Annotated in this window: 20 protein-coding genes; 12 read left to right on the top strand and 8 right to left on the bottom strand. The window is 59.9% G+C overall.

Features of this window, described 5'->3' with window-relative positions; translation table 11 throughout:
* Positions 1–238: 238 nt before the first annotated feature.
* The 4 genes from ACYYKW_RS24255 to ACYYKW_RS24270 form a co-directional block, all read right to left on the bottom strand.
* On the bottom strand, positions 239–1,897 hold the full coding sequence (locus ACYYKW_RS24255; protein WP_042607583.1) for a cation acetate symporter: 1,659 nt from the start codon (positions 1,895–1,897) through the stop codon (positions 239–241).
* The gene (locus tag ACYYKW_RS24260; protein ID WP_090282412.1) at positions 1,894–2,205 is read right to left on the bottom strand and encodes a DUF485 domain-containing protein; all 312 of its coding nucleotides are present in this window, start codon (positions 2,203–2,205) and stop codon (positions 1,894–1,896) included. Before ACYYKW_RS24260 ends, ACYYKW_RS24255 begins: the two co-directional genes overlap by 4 nt.
* A 250-nt stretch (positions 2,206–2,455) precedes the next feature.
* Positions 2,456–3,307, bottom strand: a complete 852-nt coding sequence (locus ACYYKW_RS24265; protein ID WP_090282411.1) for a glycine betaine ABC transporter substrate-binding protein — start codon at positions 3,305–3,307, stop codon at positions 2,456–2,458.
* A gap of 89 nt (positions 3,308–3,396) precedes the next feature.
* Positions 3,397–3,570 (bottom strand): hypothetical protein, encoded by a 174-nt coding sequence (locus tag ACYYKW_RS24270; RefSeq protein WP_464991374.1) that lies wholly within the window; start codon positions 3,568–3,570, stop codon positions 3,397–3,399.
* A 34-nt stretch (positions 3,571–3,604) separates the two neighbouring features.
* Between ACYYKW_RS24270 and ACYYKW_RS24275 the strand changes: the two genes are divergently transcribed.
* Positions 3,605–5,200, top strand: a complete 1,596-nt coding sequence (locus ACYYKW_RS24275) for a glycoside hydrolase family 17 protein (RefSeq protein WP_464991375.1) — start codon at positions 3,605–3,607, stop codon at positions 5,198–5,200.
* 97 nt (positions 5,201–5,297) lie between these two features.
* On the opposite strand, the gene ACYYKW_RS24280 is transcribed toward ACYYKW_RS24275, so the two are convergent.
* Complete coding sequence (locus ACYYKW_RS24280; RefSeq protein WP_464991376.1) at positions 5,298–5,666, bottom strand: hypothetical protein; 369 nt, start codon at positions 5,664–5,666, stop codon at positions 5,298–5,300.
* 224 nt (positions 5,667–5,890) lie between these two features.
* Between ACYYKW_RS24280 and ACYYKW_RS24285 the strand changes: the two genes are divergently transcribed.
* Together ACYYKW_RS24285 and ACYYKW_RS24290 are read left to right on the top strand one after the other, a co-directional pair.
* Entirely contained in the window at positions 5,891–7,189 is a 1,299-nt protein-coding gene (locus ACYYKW_RS24285; protein ID WP_090282408.1) for a serine/threonine protein kinase, read from the top strand.
* Positions 7,182–7,970 carry an MlaA family lipoprotein gene (locus ACYYKW_RS24290; RefSeq protein ID WP_090282407.1) on the top strand — a complete coding sequence of 263 codons (789 nt, stop codon included), beginning with the start codon at positions 7,182–7,184 and terminating at the stop codon, positions 7,968–7,970. The genes ACYYKW_RS24285 and ACYYKW_RS24290 overlap by 8 nt, the downstream gene beginning before the upstream one ends.
* Positions 7,971–8,144: 174 nt before the next feature.
* Here the strand turns inward: ACYYKW_RS24290 and ACYYKW_RS24295 are convergent, their stop codons facing one another.
* Positions 8,145–9,059, bottom strand: coding sequence for a DUF808 domain-containing protein (locus tag ACYYKW_RS24295; protein ID WP_464991377.1), 915 nt, complete (start codon positions 9,057–9,059; stop codon positions 8,145–8,147).
* A gap of 135 nt (positions 9,060–9,194) precedes the next feature.
* On the opposite strand from ACYYKW_RS24295, the gene ACYYKW_RS24300 reads away from it, so the two are divergent.
* Positions 9,195–9,800 (top strand): TetR/AcrR family transcriptional regulator, encoded by a 606-nt coding sequence (locus ACYYKW_RS24300; RefSeq protein ID WP_464991378.1) that lies wholly within the window; start codon positions 9,195–9,197, stop codon positions 9,798–9,800.
* A 132-nt stretch (positions 9,801–9,932) separates the two neighbouring features.
* On the opposite strand, the gene ACYYKW_RS24305 is transcribed toward ACYYKW_RS24300, so the two are convergent.
* Together ACYYKW_RS24305 and ACYYKW_RS24310 are read right to left on the bottom strand one after the other, a co-directional pair.
* Positions 9,933–10,391 carry an REP-associated tyrosine transposase gene (locus ACYYKW_RS24305; RefSeq protein ID WP_464991379.1) on the bottom strand — a complete coding sequence of 153 codons (459 nt, stop codon included), beginning with the start codon at positions 10,389–10,391 and terminating at the stop codon, positions 9,933–9,935.
* A gap of 211 nt (positions 10,392–10,602) precedes the next feature.
* On the bottom strand, positions 10,603–11,043 hold the full coding sequence (locus ACYYKW_RS24310) for a GlcG/HbpS family heme-binding protein (protein WP_464991380.1): 441 nt from the start codon (positions 11,041–11,043) through the stop codon (positions 10,603–10,605).
* A 268-nt stretch (positions 11,044–11,311) separates the two neighbouring features.
* On the opposite strand from ACYYKW_RS24310, the gene gcl reads away from it, so the two are divergent.
* From gcl to ACYYKW_RS24350, 8 genes are all read left to right on the top strand, one after another.
* Positions 11,312–13,087: a glyoxylate carboligase gene (gene gcl, locus ACYYKW_RS24315; protein WP_336355198.1), complete on the top strand. Its 1,776-nt coding sequence runs from the start codon at positions 11,312–11,314 to the stop codon at positions 13,085–13,087.
* A gap of 138 nt (positions 13,088–13,225) precedes the next feature.
* Positions 13,226–14,008: a hydroxypyruvate isomerase gene (gene hyi, locus ACYYKW_RS24320; protein WP_093103367.1), complete on the top strand. Its 783-nt coding sequence runs from the start codon at positions 13,226–13,228 to the stop codon at positions 14,006–14,008.
* Between the two features lie 155 nt (positions 14,009–14,163).
* Positions 14,164–15,057 (top strand): 2-hydroxy-3-oxopropionate reductase, encoded by an 894-nt coding sequence (locus ACYYKW_RS24325; protein WP_464991381.1) that lies wholly within the window; start codon positions 14,164–14,166, stop codon positions 15,055–15,057.
* Positions 15,058–15,227: 170 nt separating this feature from the next.
* Positions 15,228–16,502 carry a glycerate kinase type-2 family protein gene (locus ACYYKW_RS24330; RefSeq protein WP_093103373.1) on the top strand — a complete coding sequence of 425 codons (1,275 nt, stop codon included), beginning with the start codon at positions 15,228–15,230 and terminating at the stop codon, positions 16,500–16,502.
* On the top strand, positions 16,499–17,914 hold the full coding sequence (gene pyk / locus ACYYKW_RS24335; protein ID WP_464991382.1) for a pyruvate kinase: 1,416 nt from the start codon (positions 16,499–16,501) through the stop codon (positions 17,912–17,914). Before ACYYKW_RS24330 ends, pyk begins: the two co-directional genes overlap by 4 nt.
* 143 nt (positions 17,915–18,057) lie before the next feature.
* Positions 18,058–18,972, top strand: a complete 915-nt coding sequence (locus ACYYKW_RS24340; protein WP_464991383.1) for an urea transporter — start codon at positions 18,058–18,060, stop codon at positions 18,970–18,972.
* 21 nt (positions 18,973–18,993) lie between these two features.
* Positions 18,994–19,818 carry an ion transporter gene (locus ACYYKW_RS24345; protein ID WP_203421246.1) on the top strand — a complete coding sequence of 275 codons (825 nt, stop codon included), beginning with the start codon at positions 18,994–18,996 and terminating at the stop codon, positions 19,816–19,818.
* A gap of 103 nt (positions 19,819–19,921) precedes the next feature.
* Positions 19,922–20,920 (top strand): sulfate ABC transporter substrate-binding protein, encoded by a 999-nt coding sequence (locus ACYYKW_RS24350; RefSeq protein ID WP_093103385.1) that lies wholly within the window; start codon positions 19,922–19,924, stop codon positions 20,918–20,920.
* The last annotated feature ends 476 nt before the right edge of the window (positions 20,921–21,396 follow it).

Below are 21,396 nucleotides of genomic sequence, written 5' to 3' on the forward strand. Positions count from 1 at the left end.
CCCGGAGCGAAGGGACCCGAGCCTGCGAGGGCCGTACGTAGGAGCAAGCGTTTTTTTGCTTACTTTTTTTAGGCGTTTGTAAAAAAAGTGAGTCGCCGTAAGGGCGAAACCCTAAGCAGCCGTTACCGCAGCAACGGATATACACCAAAACAACCAATAACCGCCCACAAAAAAATGCCCCAATCTCTCGATCAGGGCACTCTCTTACAGCTTGCAGCTTGCAGCTAAAAACCGCTCTTTAGTGCGAAACCGCCCCACTCGCCCCCAACCCAGTCTGCGAACGCACAAACTGCGGGAAGAACAGCGCCCGCTCGTTGTCCGCCGCCGCCGACTTGTCAGTGATCGAGAAGAACCAGATCCCGATAAAGGCAATGATCATCGAAAACAGCGCCGGGTACTCGTAAGGGAAGATCGCCTTCTCATGATGCAGAATCTGCACCCAGATGGTCGGGCCAAGAATCATCAGACCCACCGCACTGATCAACCCCAACCAGCCGCCAATCATCGCACCGCGCGTGGTCAACTTCTTCCAGTACATCGAAAGCAACAGCACCGGGAAGTTGCAGCTCGCCGCGATCGAGAACGCCAGGCCGACCATGAACGCAATGTTCTGGCTTTCGAACAGAATGCCCAGACCGATCGCCAACACCGCCAGAGCGATGGTGGTGATCTTCGACACGCGAATCTCATCCTTCTCGTTGGCCTTGCCCTTCTTGATCACACTGGCATACAGGTCATGGGACACCGCCGAAGCACCCGCCAGCGTCAGGCCAGCCACCACAGCGAGAATGGTTGCGAACGCTACCGCCGAGATGAAGCCAAGGAAGATGCTGCCCCCGACCGCGTTGGCCAGGTGCACCGCCGCCATGTTGTTGCCACCGAGCAAGGCGCCCGCTGCATCTTTAAAGGCAGGGTTGGTGCTGACCAGCAGGATCGCGCCAAAGCCGATGATGAAGGTCAGGATGTAGAAGTAGCCGATGAAACCGGTGGCATAGAGCACGCTCTTGCGGGCTTCTTTCGCGTCACTCACGGTGAAGAAGCGCATCAGAATGTGCGGCAGGCCAGCGGTGCCGAACATCAGCGCCAGACCCAGCGAGAACGCCGAAATCGGATCCTTGACCAGACCGCCCGGGCTCATGATCGCTTCGCCCTTGGCGTGAACCTTGATCGCTTCGGAGAACAGCGTGTTGAAATCGAAGCCAACGTGCTTCATGACCATCAGCGCCATGAACGAGGCACCAGACAGCAGCAGCACAGCCTTGATGATCTGCACCCAAGTGGTCGCCAGCATGCCGCCGAACAGCACGTACATGCACATCAGCACACCGACCAGGATCACCGCAACGTGATAATCAAGGCCGAACAGCAGCTGGATCAGCTTGCCGGCACCGACCATTTGCGCGATCAGGTAGAACGCCACCACCACCAGCGAACCGCAGGCCGACAGGGTGCGAATCTGGGTTTGCCCAAGGCGATAGGACGCCACATCGGCAAAGGTGTATTTACCCAGGTTCCGCAGACGCTCGGCGATCAGGAACAGAATGATCGGCCAGCCCACCAGGAAGCCGATCGAGTAGATCAGGCCATCGTAGCCGGAGGTGAACACCAGCGCGGAAATCCCCAAAAAGGACGCCGCCGACATGTAGTCACCGGCAATCGCCAGACCGTTCTGGAAACCGGTGATCTTGCCGCCCGCCGCGTAATAATCGGCGGCCGAGTTGTTTTTCTTCGAAGCCCAGTAGGTGATGTACAGCGTCGCGCCGACGAAAGCCACGAACATCAGGATCGCCGGGATGTTCAGCGGTTGTTTGGCCACGGCACCGGTCAGGGCATCAGCGGCCCAGGCGCCGGGCGCGAACGCGGCAACGCTTAATAAAGCAAGTAGACGCCGGATCATTGCTGAGCCTCCTTGAGAATCGCATTGTTCAGGTCGTCGAACTCGCCATTGGCGCGGCGCACGTAAATGCCGGTCAGGACGAAGGCCGAAAGGATCAGGCCGACACCGATCGGGATGCCCCAGGTAATCGAAGATTCCGGACTGAGTTTCGCCCCGAGCACATGCGGCCCGTACGCGATCAGCAGGATGAATGCGGAGTACAGCCCAAGCATGATTGCCGAGAGAATCCAGGCGAATCGTTCCCTTTTCTTGACCAGCTCCTTGAATCGGGGACTGTTTTGAATCGAGAGGTAAATGCTGTCGTTCATTGTTTTTATCCTCGCAGCACAGATTATTGTTGGAACGTAGCTAATGTATGCGGCTGCGAGAGAGGTTCCAGACGACCTTAGTAGTAGATGGCCATGACGTATTCGCCATTTTCAAGCAAACACAAAAACCTGTGGGAGCTGGCTTGCCAGCGATGGCGTCGTTTCAGTCAACTGATTAGTCAACTGACAGATCGCTATCGCGGGCAAGCCCGCTCCCACAGGGTTTGCGGTGATCCGAAGCTATTTGCGGTTATTTGGTCCAGTCAGCCACACGATCCGGGTGTTTGGCCACCCAATCCTTGGCCGCTGCATCAGGCTTGGCACCATCCTGGATCGCCAGCATGACTTCGCCGATTTCGTCTTTCGACGCCCACTGGAAGTTCTTCAGGAATTTCGCCACTTCAGGGGCCTTGGCTTCGAGGCCTTTGCTGCCGATGCTGTTGACGGTTTCAGCCTGGCCATACACACCTTTCGGGTCGTCGAGGAAGCGCAGTTTCCACTTGGCGAACATCCAGTGCGGCACCCAACCGGTGACGGCGATGGACTCGTTTTTCTTCTCGGCGCGGGTCAGCTCGGCAATCATGCCGGCGCCGGAACTGGCCTTGAGGCTGTACTTGTCGAGACCGTAATCCTTGATCGCCTGGTCGGTCTTGAGCATCACGCCTGAACCGGCATCGATGCCGACGATGCGGTTCTTGAAAGTGTCATCGGTTTTCAGGTCTTCAATCGATTTGGCTTTGACGTACTCCGGCACGATCAGGCCGATTTTTGCATCCTTGAAGTTCGGGCCGTAATCGACGACCTGATCCTTGTTCTTGGTCCAGTAGTCGCCGTGGGTCACCGGCAGCCAGGCCGAGAGCATGGCGTCGAGCTTACCGGTCGCCACGCCTTGCCACATGATCCCGGTGGCAACGGCTTGCAGCTTCACGTCGTAACCGAGTTTCTGCTTGATCACTTCGGCCGCCACATGGGTGGTCGCGACGCTGTCGGACCAGCCGTCAACGTAACCGATGTTCAGGGTCTGTTTTTCAGCGTTGGCGAAACTGGAACTCATCGCAAGCGCCAGCACGGCACCTGCGCCTAAAAGTCGTCGCATCTTCATCGTTTACTTCCCCGAAATGCTGCGCCCGACGGATGTCGGGCATCGTCAACGTATTGTTATGGCGCACGGCGCCCCCATCACGCCGGACCTCACACACCGAACATCAGCCGATTTTTCAAAAAGGGTACTGATGGTTCGATCATCAACCTCAAGCGGCCCGCGACCTGCTCTGTCAGCGACCTCAAGGCAACGAGAAACGACATCAGAACGCCATTAATCGCGCCTGAATAATTGACGCCAGACAATCCGCCCGAACTTTGCATGTCTCAATCATGCGGCTCACCAACCCCTCTATAAATGCAGGTAACATGCGTCGCTTTGCAGCCACTCGGCCTGACCATGACCGCGACGTCCCGTTTTCCTTTTCTGCCCTATCTGTTCGCCTGCCTGCTCGGCCTGTTTGCCCTCGGGGGCTTCTGGTTCGGGCTCGGCCAAGCGGTGATCCTGCCGGACGCGGCCACCCCGACGCACAAGCTGCAATGCGCCTCCTATACGCCGTTCGATAAAGACCAGTCGCCCTTCGACGTGCCGTTCAAGTTGCGCCCGGAGCGCATGGACGCTGACCTCGCGCTGCTGGCGACTCGCTTTGAGTGCATTCGGACCTATTCGATGACCGGCCTCGAAGCGCTGCCGGAGCTGGCGCGCAAGCACGGGCTGAAACTGATGATCGGCGCCTGGGTCAACAGCAACCCGGTGGATACCGAGCAGGAAGTCGAGCTGCTGATCAAATCGGCCAACGCCAACCCCGATGTGGTGACAGCGGTGATCGTCGGCAACGAGGCGCTGCTGCGCAAAGAGGTGACCGGCGCGCAACTGGCCCGGTTGATCAACAAGGTCAAAAGCCAGGTCAGGCAGCCGGTCACTTACGCCGATGTCTGGGACTTCTGGCTCAAGCACCCGGAAGTCGCGCCGGCGGTGGATTTCCTGACCATTCATTTACTGCCGTACTGGGAAGATGATCCGTCGAACATCGACGTGGCGCTGCAGCATGTCGCGGATGTCCGTCAGGTGTTCGGCAACAAGTTCGCACCCAAGGACGTGATGATCGGCGAAACCGGCTGGCCGAGCGAAGGCCGCCAGCGTGAGACTGCGGTGCCGAGCCGGGTCAACGAAGCGAAGTTCATTCGCGGGTTCGTGGCGATGGCCGAGAAGGAAGGCTGGCGATACAACCTGATCGAAGCCTTTGATCAACCGTGGAAACGCGGCAGCGAAGGCGCGGTCGGCGGCTATTGGGGCTTGTTCGATGCCGATCGCCAGGACAAGGGCGTGCTCGCCGGGCCGGTGAGCAATGTGCCGTACTGGAAGGAGTGGCTGGCGGTTAGTGGTTTGATTTTTCTCGGCACGCTGATGCTTGGCGGTCGCGTTCGGACCACGCGTTCGGCGCTGCTGTTACCGTTGCTGGGCGCCCTCGCCGCTTGCTCGATGAGCGCCTGGGGTGATCTGGCGCGAGTGACCACGCGGTTTGCCAGTGAATGGCTATGGGTCGGTTTGCTGACGCTGTTGAATCTTTTGGTGCTGGCGCACGCTGCGCTGACCTTGAGCGCGCGCGCGGGCTGGCGTGGGCGTGCTTTCGAATGGTTTGAGCGGCACGCTGGCTGGCTGGTCGCGGCCGCCGGTTTTGCTGCGGCGGTGATGATGCTGGAAATGGTCTTCGATCCGCGTTATCGCAGCTTTGCCAGCATGGCGTTCGTGCTGCCGGCGCTGGTTTATGTGTGCCGGCCGGTGAGCGTGCCGCGCAGGGAGATTGCCTTGCTGACCTTTATGGTGGGTGCGGGGATTGCGCCGCAGCTGTATCAGGAAGGGTTGTTGAATCAGCAGGCGTGGGGTTGGGCGTTGGTCAGTGTATTAATGGTGGCGGCGTTGTGGCGCTGCCTGCGGGTTCGCAACACTTAAGCTTCATTGGCTGAAATGTCCCATCGCGAGCAGGCTCACTCCTACAATTGGAATGCGTACCCCTTGTAGGAGTGAGCCTGCTCGCGATGACTGACTATCAGGCACTACGAGAGGATCTGACCAGGCGCAACCCGCCAATCACCACCGCAAACACCGCCAACGTCGTGTTGTACAACGCCAGCGCTGGCAAGCCGATCACCAGCGCCAGCACCGCCAGCCACCACCCTGCCCGTCCCGGCACAACGAAGCCGATCAGCGCCGCAGCGAGCGCCGCCCAGCCCAATACCTTGAAATGGATCATCAACCCAAGATTGGAGCGCACCACGCATTCCCATCGGCTGGCCTCGTCGACGCAGATGCCGACCCACTGGCCGTCTTCCATAAAGCCATAACGCGCGGCATAACTGGCAGCCAGCCACAACGGCAACAGCACGAGCAGCACAATCACGGGCGAGCGGCGGGACATGGAGCACTCCAATCTGTGGAAATCGGCGGCCAGCTTAATCTGCCGCCCTGCATACGCAAGCGCTAACAACACTTAACTGTTCATTCAGCCCGTGCAAAGTGTATCGTCCAGCTACTATTACTCCGAATTCCGCCTGTTTGGTGCCGCAGCATGGCACTTTGGCGCAAGCCCGGTGGTCATAGCCTGCGAACTTCATTCGGCACCTTCCTCTAAGGGATCTAGTCATGCTCCGTTCCTTGCGCTTCGCCGCGCTGTTCAGCGGCCTTATTTTGAGTGCGTCCGCACTGGCGGTGGATATCGACGCCGCCAGTTATGGCTACCCCCTGACCAATCCGTTCGAGGCGACCATTGCCACGACGCCGCCGGATTTGCGCCCTGAATTGCCGCTCGATGACGACATCAACCAGTCGGATCGCAGCGTCACCCTGCGCCCGGAACGCGAGTTCATTCTCCCGGACAATTTCTGGGCGGTGAAAAAGCTGACCTATCGCATTGCCACGCAAGACAAACCGGCACCGCTGATCTTCCTGATTGCCGGCACCGGTGCGCGTTTTGACAGCACGCTCAACGAATACCTGAAAAAGCTCTATTACAAAGCCGGCTATCACGTCGTGCAGTTGTCGTCGCCGACCAGCTTCGACTTCATCAGCGCCGCTTCGCGCTTCGCCACACCGGGCGTAACCAAGGAAGACGCCGAAGACATGTACCGGGTGATGCAGGCCGTGCGGGCGCAGAACCCGAAGCTGCCAGTGACCGAGTACTACCTCACCGGCTACAGCCTCGGCGCCCTCGATGCCGCCTTCGTCGCGCATCTGGATGAGACGCGCCGCAGCTTCAACTTCAAGAAAGTGCTGCTGCTCAATCCGCCGGTCAACCTCTATACCTCGGTGACCAACCTCGACAAGCTGGTGCAGACCGAGGTCAAAGGCATCAACAGCAGCACCACCTTTTACGAACTGGTGCTGACCAAGCTGACCCGCTACTTCCAGCAAAAAGGTTACATCGACCTCAATGACGCACTGCTCTACGACTTCCAACAGTCCAAGCAGCACCTGACCAATGAGCAGATGGCGATGCTGATCGGCACCTCGTTCCGCTTCTCGGCAGCCGACATCGCGTTCACTTCCGACCTGATCAACCGTCGCGGCCTGATCACGCCGCCAAAATTCCCGATCACCGAAGGCACCAGTCTCACGCCGTTCCTCAAGCGTGCACTGCAATGCGATTTCGATTGCTACATCACCGAGCAGGTCATTCCGATGTGGCGCGCGCGCACCGACGGCGGCAGCCTGCTGCAACTGATCGATCAGGTCAGCCTGTACGCGCTCAAGGATTACCTGCAAGCCAGCCCGAAAATTGCCGTGATGCACAACGCCGACGACGTGATCCTCGGCCCGGGCGACCTCGGTTTCCTGCGCAAGACCTTCGGTGATCGCCTGACCCTTTACCCACTGGGCGGCCACTGCGGCAACCTTAACTACCGCGTCAACAGCGACGCCATGCTGGAGTTCTTCCGTGGCTAAATATCTCCTGCTGATTACAGCGCTCCTCTGTGCAGGCGTGGCCCAGGCCGACAACAGCAAAGCCAACGCGCCGGTAGTGGTCGACAGCGACGGCTTCAAGGAACCGCTGACCAAACTGAAATTCAACCCGGGCCTGGACCAGCGCGAGTTCGAGCGCTCGACGCTCAACGCGCTGAACGTCTACGACCCGCTGGAGTCGTGGAACCGTCGGGTCTACCACTTCAACTATCGCTTCGACCAATGGGTGTTCCTGCCGGTGGTCGATGGCTACCGCTACATCACCCCAAGCTTCGTGCGCACCGGGGTGAGCAACTTCTTCAACAACCTCGGTGACGTGCCGAACCTGGTCAACAGTCTGTTGCAGTTCAAGGGCCAGCGTTCGATGGAAACCACCGCGCGCTTGCTGCTCAACACCACCATCGGCATCGCCGGTCTGTGGGACCCGGCCACCGCCATGGGCCTGCCGCGCCAGAGCGAAGATTTCGGTCAGACGTTGGGCTTCTACGGTGTACCGGGCGGTGCCTACTTCGTACTGCCGATCCTCGGGCCGTCGAACATCCGTGACACTGCGGGCCTCGCCGTGGACTACACCGCCGAATCGGCGATCAACTTCCTCAACGTCTCGGAAGTCAGCTCCAACCACCCGGAAGTCTGGGCCTTGCGTGCGGTCGACAAGCGCTACCAGACCAGCTTCCGCTACGGCCAGATGAACTCGCCGTTCGAGTATGAGAAGGTGCGTTACGTCTACACCGAGGCGCGCAAGCTGCAGGTGGCCGAGTAATTTCGGCGGGTACAAAAAAGGGCCATTCGATGCGAGTCGAATGGCCCTTTTTCATGACACAACACAAATCAAACTGTGGGAGCCAGCCTGCTGGCGATGAGGCCGTATCAGTTACAAAATTGACAACTGACAGACCGCAATCGCCAGCAGGCTGGCTCCCACAGGGGTCAGCGATCAGCCTTTAACGGCGCGCCAGAGCTTGCCCACGACAGTCACCACCGCCAACACCACCGCACCGGCAATGATCCCCGCGACACCATTAAGCAACATCGGCACCGCAAACCCGGCGCTGCCTGCCGCTGCGCCCACGCCTTCGATCCAGTGATGCACCATCGGCACGCCGTGGGTGAGGATGCCGCCGCCGACCAGGAACATCGCCGCCGTACCGACCACCGACAGGGTTTTCATCATGTACGGCGCGGCGCTGAGGATGACGCTGCCGGTTTTCTTCGCGAACTGGCCTGGCTTCTGCGTCAGCCACAAGCCGAGATCGTCGAGTTTGACGATACCCGCCACCAGCCCGTAAACGCCCACGGTCATGACGATGGCAATGCCGGACATGACAACCACCTGCTGAGTCAGCGAAGCATCCGCCACGGTACCGAGGGTGATCGCGATGATTTCTGCCGAGAGGATAAAGTCGGTGCGGATCGCGCCTTTGATCTTGTCCTTCTCATAGGCCACCAGATCGGTCGCCGGGTCCGCCACCGCCGCGGTCAACTGCGCATGCTCGGCCTCGTTTTCGGTCTTGCTGTGCAGAAATTTGTGCGCGAGCTTTTCGAAGCCCTCGAAGCACAGATAGGCACCGCCGACCATCAGCAGCGGCGTGACCAGCCACGGCACGAACGCACTGATCGCCAGCGCCGATGGCACCAGGATCAGTTTGTTGACGAACGAGCCCTTCGCCACGGCCCAGACCACGGGAATCTCGCGCTCGGCACGCACACCAGAGACCTGCTGGGCGTTGAGCGCCAGATCGTCACCGAGCACGCCGGCAGTCTTCTTGGCGGCCATTTTGGTCATCAACGCCACGTCATCCAGAACGGTGGCGATGTCGTCGATCAGCACCAGCAAACTGCTTCCTGCCATGAATCCTGTTTCCTTCTGTGTATTAATGTTGCGAAGCATAACGCGACCGCAGGCCGCGTGGTGCATTGTTGAGCGCCGCGCGAGGCCGGTGCTACCATGCGCCACCGCCAGAACAGGCAAGGAACCACCGGGTTTATGAGCACAATCCGCGAGCGCAACAAAGAACTGATCCTGCGTGCCGCCAGCGAGGAGTTTGCCGACAAGGGCTTCGCGGCGACCAAAACCAGCGACATCGCCGCCAAGGCGGGACTGCCCAAGCCCAACGTCTACTACTACTTCAAATCCAAGGAAAACCTCTACCGCGAGGTGTTGGAAAGCATCATCGAGCCGATTCTGCAGGCCTCGACACCGTTCAACCCGGACGGCGTGCCGAGCGAAGTACTCAGCGGCTACATCCGCTCGAAGATCCGCATCTCCCGCGACCTGCCCTTCGCCTCCAAGGTGTTCGCCAGCGAAATCATGCACGGCGCGCCGCACCTGAACGCCGATCTGGTGGAACAACTGAACGCCCAGGCCAAGCACAACATCGCCTGCATCCAGAGCTGGATCGACCGCGGCCAGATCGCCCCGATCGACCCCAACCACCTGATGTTCAGCATCTGGGCCGCGACCCAGACGTATGCCGACTTCGACTGGCAGATTTCTACGGTAACCGGCAAGGACAAGCTGGATGAGGCGGATTATGAAGCGGCGGCGCAGACGATTATCCGGTTGGTGTTGAAGGGGTGTGAGCCGGACTGATAGACCGGGTTGCGGCTATCGCTGGCAAGCCAGCTCCCACAGGTTTCTGTATTGAATTCAAGTTTAGCAAACAACACAAATCCCTGTGGGAGCTGGCTTGCCAGCGATAGGGGCCACTCGATTCAAAAATTGTTAAAGCCAAACTGTATCCCACAGCGGATAGTCGCCAATCTTGTCGACCAGTCTTGCGCGCAAAGGGTTAGCTACGACATATCGCGCCATTTTCACCAGATCGTCCTCCCGCCGAAGTGCGCGGTCGTGGAACCCCTGCTGCCAAAGCGGCCCGTTTCTACCACTGGCAAGATTAACTTCGCGCGCAGTCAGAGACTTGGTCTCTCGCATCAGTTTGCGAAGTGAGCAGTTCTCCAGTTCAACGAGCCAATGAAAGTGATCCGGCATGACTACCCATGCCAATGATTTTGCCAACCCAAGACATTGCGCCCGCCGAAATTGATGAACCACCAATCTGCCCAATGCGAAATCTGCAAAGATCGGCTCGCGATTGAGTGTATTGGTTGTCAGCAAATAGATTCGATTAGGCTCGGCATAGCGGCCGGCACGCAGACGATGTGAAGCAGGAAGATCAGGCAATCCATTGCCCCTTCATGATGAGTTCATCAGAAGGCTAGACTTCAGTGATCCGTTTGGCTGGTTTGGTCTTTTTTCATGATGTGTCAGTCAGGCCGCCATCGCTGGCAAGCCAGCTCCCACAGTTTTTTGTATTGGTTACAAAATCTGACCACGACAAAGAACCCTGTGGGAGCTGGCTTGCCAGCGATGACTATCGATCAGACGCTAAAGATCAAGCCACTACCCCCCCATCCGCCCTCAAATCCAGCGCCTCCACCGCTTTGATCGCCACCTGCTCATCCACGTCCGACAAATCCCCACTGATCCCGATCGCCCCCAGCAACGCTCCCGCCTGATCGCGAATCAACACCCCGCCCGGTGCCGGGACGACGCTGCCCTGTCCCAGGCTGTTGAGGGCGGCAATGAAGGCAGGGCGTTGTTGTGCGTCCTGGGCCAGCAGGCGCGAGCCTTTGCCCAGGGCGATGGCGCCCCAGGCTTTGCCGATGGCGATGTTGGGGCGCAGCAGGCTGGCGCCGTCTTCGCGTTGCAGGGCGATCAGGTGGCCGCCGGTATCGAGTACCGCGATGGTCAGCGGTGCGGCGTTGATGCCGCGCCCGACGCTGATGGCTTCGCTGACCAGATTGACTGCGACTTTCAAGGTTAAAGCGCTCATGGTGCCGTCCTCATTTTGTTATAGGGAAAGTCGTGGGGCTGCGCGTTTCTGCCGCAGCCCGATGCCACAAATAGAACACAATGAGTTATTTTTTTGTATACAATAATTCTCGAAAAGCGCCACATGCGACGAAAAGCCACACACATACGGGCTTCCGCCGAATGAAACAGACGCTTGAGAAAATGGATTGACCTGCGCCGTCCGCCGTGAATACACTCTGCGCAAAGCCACTTGTATACAATTACAAAACGTAAAGAGGCACAAAACCATGAGCAAAATGAGAGCAATCGAAGCCGCCGTTCTGGTGATGCGCCGTGAAGGGGTTGATACCGCTTTTGGCATCCCGGGCGCAGCGATCAACCCGCTGTACTCCGCCTTGCAGAAGGTTGGTGGCATCGATCACGTCCTTGCTCGCCACGTTGAAGGCGCCTCGCACATGGCCGAGGGCTACACCCGCACCAAGGCCGGCAATATCGGCGTGTGCATCGGCACGTCCGGCCCGGCCGGTACCGACATGGTCACCGGGCTTTACAGCGCCTCGGCCGACTCGATTCCAATCCTCTGCATCACAGGCCAGGCACCCCGCGCCCGTATGCACAAGGAAGACTTCCAGGCGGTCGACATCACCAGCATCGTCAAGCCAGTGACCAAGTGGGCGACCACCGTTCTCGAACCGGGCCAGGTGCCTTACGCGTTCCAGAAAGCCTTCTATGAAATGCGCTCCGGCCGCCCAGGCCCGGTGCTGATCGACCTGCCATTCGATGTGCAGATGGCCGAGATCGAATTCGACATCGACGCTTATCAGCCGCTGCCATTGGCCAAACCGACCGCCACCCGCGTGCAGGTCGAGAAGGCGCTGGCCTTGCTGGATCAGGCCGAGCGTCCGTTGCTGGTCGCCGGTGGGGGCATCATCAACGCCGATGCCAGTGACCTGCTGGTCGAGTTCGCCGAGCTGACCGGCATCCCGGTCATCCCGACTTTGATGGGCTGGGGCACCATCCCCGACGATCACCCGCTGATGGTCGGCATGGTGGGTCTGCAGACGTCGCACCGCTACGGCAACGCGACCATGCTCAAATCCGACGTGGTGCTGGGTATCGGCAACCGTTGGGCCAACCGTCACACCGGTTCGGTCGACGTCTACACCGAAGGCCGCAAGTTCATTCACGTAGACATCGAAGGCACGCAGATCGGTCGTGTGTTCACACCGGATCTGGGCATCGTTTCCGACGCCGCCGCTGCGCTGACCGTGTTCATCGAAGTCGCTCGTGAATGGCAAGCCGCCGGCAAGCTGAAGAACCGCAGCGCCTGGCTGCAGGATTGCCAGCAGCGCAAGGCCAGCCTGCACCGCAAGACCCACTTCGACAACGTGCCGGTCAAGCCGCAGCGCGTTTACGAAGAAATGAACCAGGTGTTCGGCAAGGACACCTGCTACGTCAGCACCATTGGTCTGTCGCAGATTGCCGGCGCGCAGTTCCTGCATGTCTACAAGCCGCGTCACTGGATCAACTGTGGTCAGGCCGGTCCGCTGGGCTGGACCATTCCGGCGGCGCTGGGCGTGGTGAAGGCCGATCCGAGCCGCAAAGTCGTAGCCCTGTCGGGGGACTATGATTTCCAGTTCATGATCGAAGAACTGGCGGTCGGCGCTCAGTTCAAACTGCCTTACATCCACGTTGTGGTGAACAACTCGTACCTGGGCCTTATCCGTCAGGCCCAGCGCGGGTTCGAAATGGACTACTGCGTGCAGCTGTCCTTCGATAACCTCAACGCACCGGAACTCAATGGTTACGGGGTTGACCACATCGCAGTTGCCGAAGGCCTCGGCTGTAAAGCGCTGCGAGTATTCGAACCGTCGGAAATCGCCCCGGCCCTGCGCAAGGCCGAACAGATGATCGAAGAGTTCAAGGTGCCGGTGATCGTCGAGATCATTCTGGAGCGTGTGACCAACATCTCCATGGGCACCGAGATCAACGCGGTCAACGAATTCGAAGACCTGGCGCTGGTCGGCAACGATGCGCCAACGGCGATTTCGATGCTTGACTGACTGCTGACAGCTGATCGTTCCCACGCTCTGCGTGGGAATGCAGCCCGGGACGCTCTGCGTCCCAAAGCGGACGCAGAGCGTCCATTGAGGCATTCCCACGCAGAGCGTGGGAACGAGAATCTAGAACGGGAGACCACCATGCCGCGTTTCGCAGCCAACCTGTCCATGCTGTTCACCGAACAGGATTTCCTTGCCCGTTTCGACGCCGCCGCCAAGGCCGGTTTCAGTGGTGTGGAATACCTGTTCCCGTACGACTTCAGCTCGGCTGAAATCAAGGCAAAACTCGATGCCAACGGTCTGACCCAAGTGCTGTTCAACCTGCCGGCCGGTGACTGGGCCAAGGGCGAGCGCGGGATTGCCTGCCTGCCGGACCGGGTAGAAGAGTTCCGCGCCGGGGTCGATCTGGCGATCGCCTACGCACAAGTGCTGGGCAACACCCAAATCAACTGCCTGGCCGGTATCCGTCCGCAGGGCGTCGACGATGCCACTGTGGAAAAGACCTTCGTTGCCAACCTCAAATACGCCGCCGACAAGCTGCAAGCGGTGGGCATCAAACTGGTGATGGAAGCGATCAACACCCGCGACATTCCCGGTTTCTACCTGAACAACACGGCGCAGGCCCTGTCGATTCGCGAGCAGGTCGGCAGCGCCAATCTGTTCCTGCAATACGACATCTATCACATGCAAATCATGGAGGGCGATCTGGCCCGCACCCTGCAATCGCATCTGGGCGAGATCAACCATGTGCAGCTCGCAGACAACCCTGGGCGCAACGAACCCGGCACCGGTGAGATCAACTACCGCTTCCTGTTCGAACACCTCGACCGCATCGGTTATCAGGGTTGGGTCGGTTGCGAGTACAAGCCGCTGACCACCACCGAGGCTGGCCTCGGCTGGCTGAAGACCCACAACGCGATCTGACGCAAATCCCCTGTAGGCCTTCGCCTGCTCGCGATGAATTCACCTCGGTACACCTGATGTACCTCAGCGCCTGAATCGCGAGCAGGCTCACTCCTACATAAAGGCAACAGCTTCCCTTATTTGCTTGAGCAAGACAAAAACAAGAGGAATTTCTCATGGCTAAAATCGGATTCATCGGCACCGGCATCATGGGCCACCCAATGGCGGCGAACCTGCAGAAAGCCGGTCACAGTCTCTTCCTGTCGCAACACCACGACGCCGCGCCGACCGACCTCGTCGCCGCAGGTGCCGTCGCGCTGGCCAATCCGCGCGAAGTGGCGCAGGAAGCTGAATTCATCATCGTCATGGTCCCGGATACCCCGCAGGTCGATGACGTGCTGTTCCGTGCCGACGGCGTTGCCGCCGGTATCGGCAAAGGCAAAGTCGTGATCGACATGAGCTCGATCTCGCCCACCGCAACCAAAGCGTTCGCGGCGAAGATCAACGAAAAAGGCGCGCAGTACCTCGACGCGCCGGTGTCCGGCGGTGAAGTCGGCGCCAAAGCCGCAACCTTGAGCATCATGGTCGGTGGCGACGCCGATGCCTTCGAACGCGCTCTGCCGCTGTTCCAGGCCATGGGCAAGAACATCACCCTGGTCGGTGGCAATGGCGACGGTCAGACCGCCAAGGTCGCCAACCAGATCATCGTGGCCCTGAACATTCAGGCCGTGGCGGAAGCGCTGCTGTTCGCCTCGAAGAACGGCGCCGATCCGGCCAAGGTGCGTGAAGCGCTGATGGGTGGTTTCGCCTCCTCGAAGATTCTTGAAGTGCACGGCGAGCGCATGATCAAAGGCACCTTCGATCCAGGCTTCCGCATCAGCCTGCACCAGAAGGACCTGAATCTGGCTCTGCAAGGCGCCAAAGAGCTGAACATCAACCTGCCGAACACCGCCAACGCCCAGCAAGTGTTCAGCACCTGCGCGGCCATCGGTGGCAGCAACTGGGACCACTCGGCGCTGATCAAGGGCCTGGAACACATGGCCAATTTCTCGATTCGCGACAAAAAATAATCTGTGCTTCTGGCTCGCTCCCTGTGGGAGCGGGCTTGCCCGCGATGGCATCAATGCGGTTTGCCTGAATGACCGCGCTGCCTGAATCGCTGGCAAGCCAGCTCCCACAAGGACCGCATCGCTGCACCGTTGTCGCTTCATCCCAATAACAAGAATTCCGGGAGCCCGCCATGTCGGTCGATCCGCAACAACTGCTGCGCGAGCTGTTTGCCACAGCCATCGACGCGGCCCATCCCAACCAGGTCCTCGAAACCCATTTGCCTGCCGACCGCAGTGGTCGGGTGATCGTCATCGGTGCCGGCAAAGCCGCGGCGGCGATGGCGCAAGTGGTCGAGCGCTGCTGGCAGGGTGACGTGTCCGGTCTGGTGGTGACCCGCTACGGTCACGGCGCTCCGTGCGAAAAAATCGAAGTGGTCGAAGCCGCGCATCCGGTCCCGGACGCCGCCGGTCTGGCGGTGGCCAAACGCGTGCTGGAAATGGTCAGCAACCTGAGCGAAGACGACCGGGTGATCTTCCTGCTCTCCGGCGGCGGCTCTGCCCTGCTCGCCCTGCCGGCCGAAGGCATCACCCTCGCCGACAAACAGTCGATCAACAAAGCCCTGCTCAAATCCGGCGCGACCATCGGTGAGATGAACTGCGTGCGCAAGCACCTCTCGGCGATCAAGGGCGGCCGACTCGGCAAGGCCTGCTGGCCGGCGACGGTTTACACCTACGCGATTTCCGATGTGCCCGGCGACCTCGCCACCGTCATCGCCTCCGGCCCGACCGTGGCCGACCCGAGCACCAGCGCCGAAGCCCTGGCGATCATCAAACGCTACGGCATCGACATTCCGGCCTCGGTGCGCAACTGGCTGCAAAGCCCGGAATCGGAAACCGTCAAACCCGGCGACCCGAGTCTGGCGCGCAGTCACTTCCAGTTGATCGCCCGCCCGCAACAATCGCTGGATGCCGCCGCAGTGAAATGCCGTCAGGCCGGTTTCAGCACCTTGATTCTGGGTGATCTCGAAGGCGAATCCCGCGAAGTGGCAAAAGTCCACGCCGGCATCGCCCGGCAGATCATCAACCACGGCCAGCCACTGGCGGCGCCGTGCGTGATTCTCTCCGGCGGCGAAACCACCGTGACCGTGCGCGGCAATGGCCGTGGCGGGCGCAACGCCGAATTCCTCTTGAGCCTCACCGACAATCTGAAGGGCCAACCCGGCGTCTATGCGCTGGCCGGTGACACCGACGGCATCGACGGCTCGGAAGACAACGCCGGCGCGATCATGACTCCGGACAGCTACGCCCGCGCCGCGGCCCTGGGCCTGAGCGCCAGCGACGAGCTGGATAACAACAACGGTTATGGCTACTTCCAGGCGCTCGACGCGTTGATCGTCACCGAGCCGACCCGCACCAACGTCAACGACTTCCGCGCCATTCTGATCCTTGAGAACTGCAAACCATGACGCCTGATAAAAAGGTCAAAATCCTCGCCACCCTCGGGCCTGCGGTGGATGGCATCGACGACATCCGTGAACTGGTCGAGGCCGGGGTGAATATCTTCCGGCTGAATTTCAGCCATGGCGATCACGCCGACCATGCCAAGCGCTACCAGTGGATCCGCGAAGTCGAGCGCCAGCTCAACTACCCGCTGGGCATTCTGATGGACTTGCAGGGACCGAAACTGCGGGTCGGCAAGTTCGCCGACGGCAAGGTGCAGCTGCATCGCGGTCAGGCGTTCCGCCTCGATCTGGACGCGACACCGGGCGACGAGCGTCGGGTGAATCTGCCGCATCCCGAGATCATCGCCGCGCTGGAAGCCGGCATGGATTTGCTGCTCGACGACGGCAAACTACGCCTGCGCGTGGTGACCCAGTACGCCGATGCGATCGACACCACCGTGCTCAATGGCGGCGAACTGTCCGACCGCAAAGGCGTGAACGTGCCGCAAGCGGTGCTCGACCTCAGCCCGCTGACGGCCAAGGACCGCCGCGACCTGAGCTTCGGTCTGGAGCTGGGCGTGGACTGGGTTGCGTTGTCGTTCGTGCAACGTCCGCAAGACATCGTCGAGGCCCGCGCACTGATCGGCGACAAGGCCTTTCTGATGGCAAAAATCGAGAAGCCTTCGGCGGTCGAACAACTGCGTGAAATCGCTGGGCTGAGTGACGCGATCATGGTCGCTCGCGGGGACCTTGGCGTTGAAGTGCCGGCCGAGAGCGTGCCGCAGATTCAGAAAAACATCATCACCATCTGCCGCGAACTTGGCAAACCGGTGGTGGTAGCGACGCAAATGCTCGAATCGATGCGCTTCTCCCCGGCGCCGACCCGCGCCGAAGTCACCGACGTCGCCAACGCCGTGGCCGAAGGCGCCGATGCGGTGATGCTCTCGGCGGAAACCGCCTCTGGCGAGTACCCGTTGGAAGCGGTGCAGATGATGAGCAAGATCATCCGCCAGGTGGAAAACGGCCCGGATTACCAGACCCAGCTCGACGTCAGCCGGCCAAAAGCCGAGGCAACGGTGTCCGACGCGATCAGCTGCGCGATCCGCCGGATCAGCAACGTGCTGCCAGTGGCGGTGCTGGTCAACTACAGCGAATCGGGCGCCTCGACGCTGCGCGCATCACGGGAACGGCCGAAAGCGCCGATCCTCAACCTGACGCCGAACCTGCAGACGGCCCGGCGCTTGAGCGTGGCGTGGGGGATTCATTCGGTGGTCAACGATCGCCTGCGTCAGGTCGACGAAGTCTGCTCGACCGCGCTGGAAATCGCCCAGGCACAAGGCATGGCCGAGCGTGGCGACACCTTGCTGATCACTGCCGGCGTGCCGTTTGGCCAGCCGGGGTCGACCAACTCGCTGCGCATTGAGACGTTGATTTAGCGCCTGTACCGGCCTCATCGCCAGCAGGCTGGCTCCCACAGGGTTGCGTGTCGATCACGCAATCAAGATTGGACGCAGATCCATGAGGGAGCCAGCCTGCTGGCGATGCAGGCGCCTCGGTTCCCCTGACTTTCAGAACTGCCATGCCTGCCAATCACTTCAACACCCACTGCCCCGACTGGGCCGAGGCTTTGCTCAACGGTTTCAGTCAGATTTTCCTCCAGCGCCATCCGCTGTGCGGCTTGCTGTGCCTGTTGGCGATCCTGCTGACAGCGCCGGTGCTGTTCGCCGGGGCGCTGCTCGGTGGCGTCGCCGGTTTGCTCACCGCGCAGCGGCGCAATTACGCCAAGGCGGATCGTCAGGCCGGATTGTTCAGCTACAACGGCGTGTTGCTTGGCTTGTTGCTGAGCCTGTATTTCCCTTGGTCGCCGGTGTTGCCGCCGCTGATTCTCGCCGCCGGCGGCCTCAGTGCGATGATCACCCAGCAATGGCTCAAGCGTGTCTACCGCAGCCGGGCGATACCGGCGTATACCTCGCCGTTCGTTGCCTTGAGTTGGCTGTTGCTGCTGTTCGCCGAGCCGTCCGCGCCCATCGCCTCTATCGATTTGCATACGGCGAATGTGCTGGCCGCGGAATTGAGAGGATTCGGCCAGGTCATGTTTCTTGATCATCCATTGGCCGGTGGTTTGATTGCCTGCGGCTTGCTGCTTGCCGATCGCCGTGCGTTCTGCTGGGCGCTGCTGGCTTCGGCGCTCGGCCTCGCTTCCAGCCTGCTGCAGCATGAACCCGCTACCGCACTGCTGGGCCTGGGCAGTTACAACGCTGTGCTCGCCGCCCTCGCCTTCTCTGCGCAACGCCAATATCCGTGGCTGCCGCTGGTTGGCATCGTCCTGGCGCTGCTGGTGACGCCGCTGTTTGCCGCCGCCGGGCTCGCGACGCTGACCACGCCGTTCATCCTCGCCGGCTGGCTGATCCACGCCGGCATGCAGATGTTTGGTAAAGCGTCGTTTGCGCAGGAGCCTTGCGCTCACCGGGAGAATCACCCTAGGCTGCGCTGATCTTCGATTCAGGCGTTATCCATGGACAGCAGCAACAATTGGCGCGAACGGCTTTACGTGATGATTTTCCAGAGCGACACCCCGGCCGGGCGTCGCTTCGACGGCATCCTGCTGTTGATCATCCTCGCCAGCCTGGTGATCGTGATGCTCGACAGCATCGACAGCGTTCACCGTAATTACGCGGACCTTTTGGCCTACATCGAGTGGGGCTTCACGGCGATCTTTCTCGGCGAATACATCCTGCGTCTGTACTGCTCGCCGAAACCGCTGCGCTATGCCTTCAGCTTTTACGGGCTGGTGGATCTGCTGGCGATCGTGCCGGGGATTCTCGCCCTGTATTACAGCGATGCGCAGTATTTGCTGATCATCCGCATCATTCGGATGCTGCGGATCTTCCGCGTGCTCAAACTCAGCCCGTACCTCAAGCAAGCCAATTATTTGATGTCGGCGCTGCGCGGCAGCAAGCAGAAAATCGTCGTGTTTCTGGTCAGCGTCTGTACGTTGGTCACGGTGTTCGGCACGCTGATGTACGTGATCGAAGGCCCGGAACACGGTTTTACCAGCATTCCCAAAGGCATCTATTGGGCGATCGTCACGCTGACCACCGTAGGCTTCGGCGATATCGTGCCGAAGACGCCGCTGGGCCAGGTGATTTCGTCGTTGGTGATGATCACCGGTTATTCGATCATTGCCGTGCCCACCGGGATTTTCACCGCCGAACTGGCCAATGCCATGCGCGGCGAACAGCTGCAACATGACTGCCCGGGGTGTCAGAAAAAGAGCCACGAACAGAGCGCGGCGTTCTGTTCGCGATGCGGCAGTCAGCTGTTCAAGAAACTGGAATAAGCACAGAGCTTTTTAATCTTTAAGCGACTATCCCGACACCGTTATAGTCGCTGGCAAATCGCCCACTATTGACTCGACACCCCCACAGAACAAGGAATGCGCAGTGAAAAAACTCTTTGGCGCCTCACTTCTCGCCGCCGGCCTGGCCTTGGCCAACATCGCTCAGGCAGCGCCGACGCTGCTCAACGTTTCCTACGACGTGATGCGCGATTTCTACAAGGATTACAACACTGCGTTCCAGAAGCACTGGCAGGCCGAGCACAACGAGAACATCACCGTACAGATGTCTTTCGGTGGTTCGAGCAAACAGGCGCGTTCGGTGATTGATGGTCTGCCGGCGGATGTCATCACCATGAACATGGCCACCGACATCAACGCCCTCGCCGACAACGGCAAACTGGTGCCGGAGAACTGGGTCACGCGCCTGCCGAACAACAGCGCACCGTTCACCTCGGCCACGGTGTTCATCGTCCGAAAGGGCAACCCGAAAGCCCTGAAAGACTGGCCGGACCTGCTCAAGGACGGCGTGCAGGTGATCGTGCCGAACCCGAAAACCTCGGGCAACGGCCGCTACACCTACCTGTCGGCCTGGGGGTATGTGCTGAAGAATGGCGGTGACGAAAACAAAGCCAAGGAGTTCGTCGGCAAATTGTTCAAACAAGCGCCGGTGCTGGACACCGGTGGCCGCGCCGCGACCACCACGTTCATGACCAACCAGATCGGCGACGTGCTGGTGACCTTCGAAAATGAGGCGGAAATGATCGCCCGCGAATTTGGCCGTGATCAGTTTGAAGTGGTCTACCCAAGCGTGTCCGCCGAAGCCGAGCCGCCGGTGTCGGTGGTCGATAAAGTTGTCGACAAGAAAGGTTCGCGTGCGGCGGCTGATGAATATCTGAAGTACCTGTGGTCGCCTGAAGGCCAGGAAATTGCTGCGGCCAACTACCTGCGCCCACGTGATCCGGCGGTGCTGGCGAAGTACACCGATCGCTTCCCGAAAGTGGACTTCCTGTCGGTGGAGAAGACGTTTGGTGACTGGCGGACAGTGCAGAAGACGCACTTCAATGATGGCGGGGTGTTTGACCAGATTTACACCGGGCAGTAAGGCTTGATCTGATGAACCAAGAGGCGACCCACTGAGGTCGCCTTTTTCGTTGTGAGCCAATGCACCCTCACCCCAGCCCTCCCGAAACGTCGGACCGCCCAAAGGGAGAGGGAGCCGACCGAGGTGTCTTGCGTCAGGCATCGACCTGAAGGAGCGAGTCGATTATGGATTGAGGAGCCAAGTTTTGGATTGGCATCAATTACGGATTCAGCGACTGACGCTCAGGTCGACATCTATCCCGAGCATCCCACCAATCAGCCCCATCTCCCTCTGAACTAGATAGCGTGATCTGCTTTTTCGTCTGCCATTCTGGATTCACTGACGCACGTTCAGGTCGGCGAATCTCCCGAGCATCCCCCAATCAGTCCCCTCTCCCTTCGGGAGTGTATGTACCGGACACATGGTAGACACATGTTCGGAGACATGGTGGACACTTTTAAATAGACACATTGCTCATCGCGAAGGAGATGGCCTGT

It is taken from the genome of Pseudomonas sp. 15C (assembly GCF_055484735.1).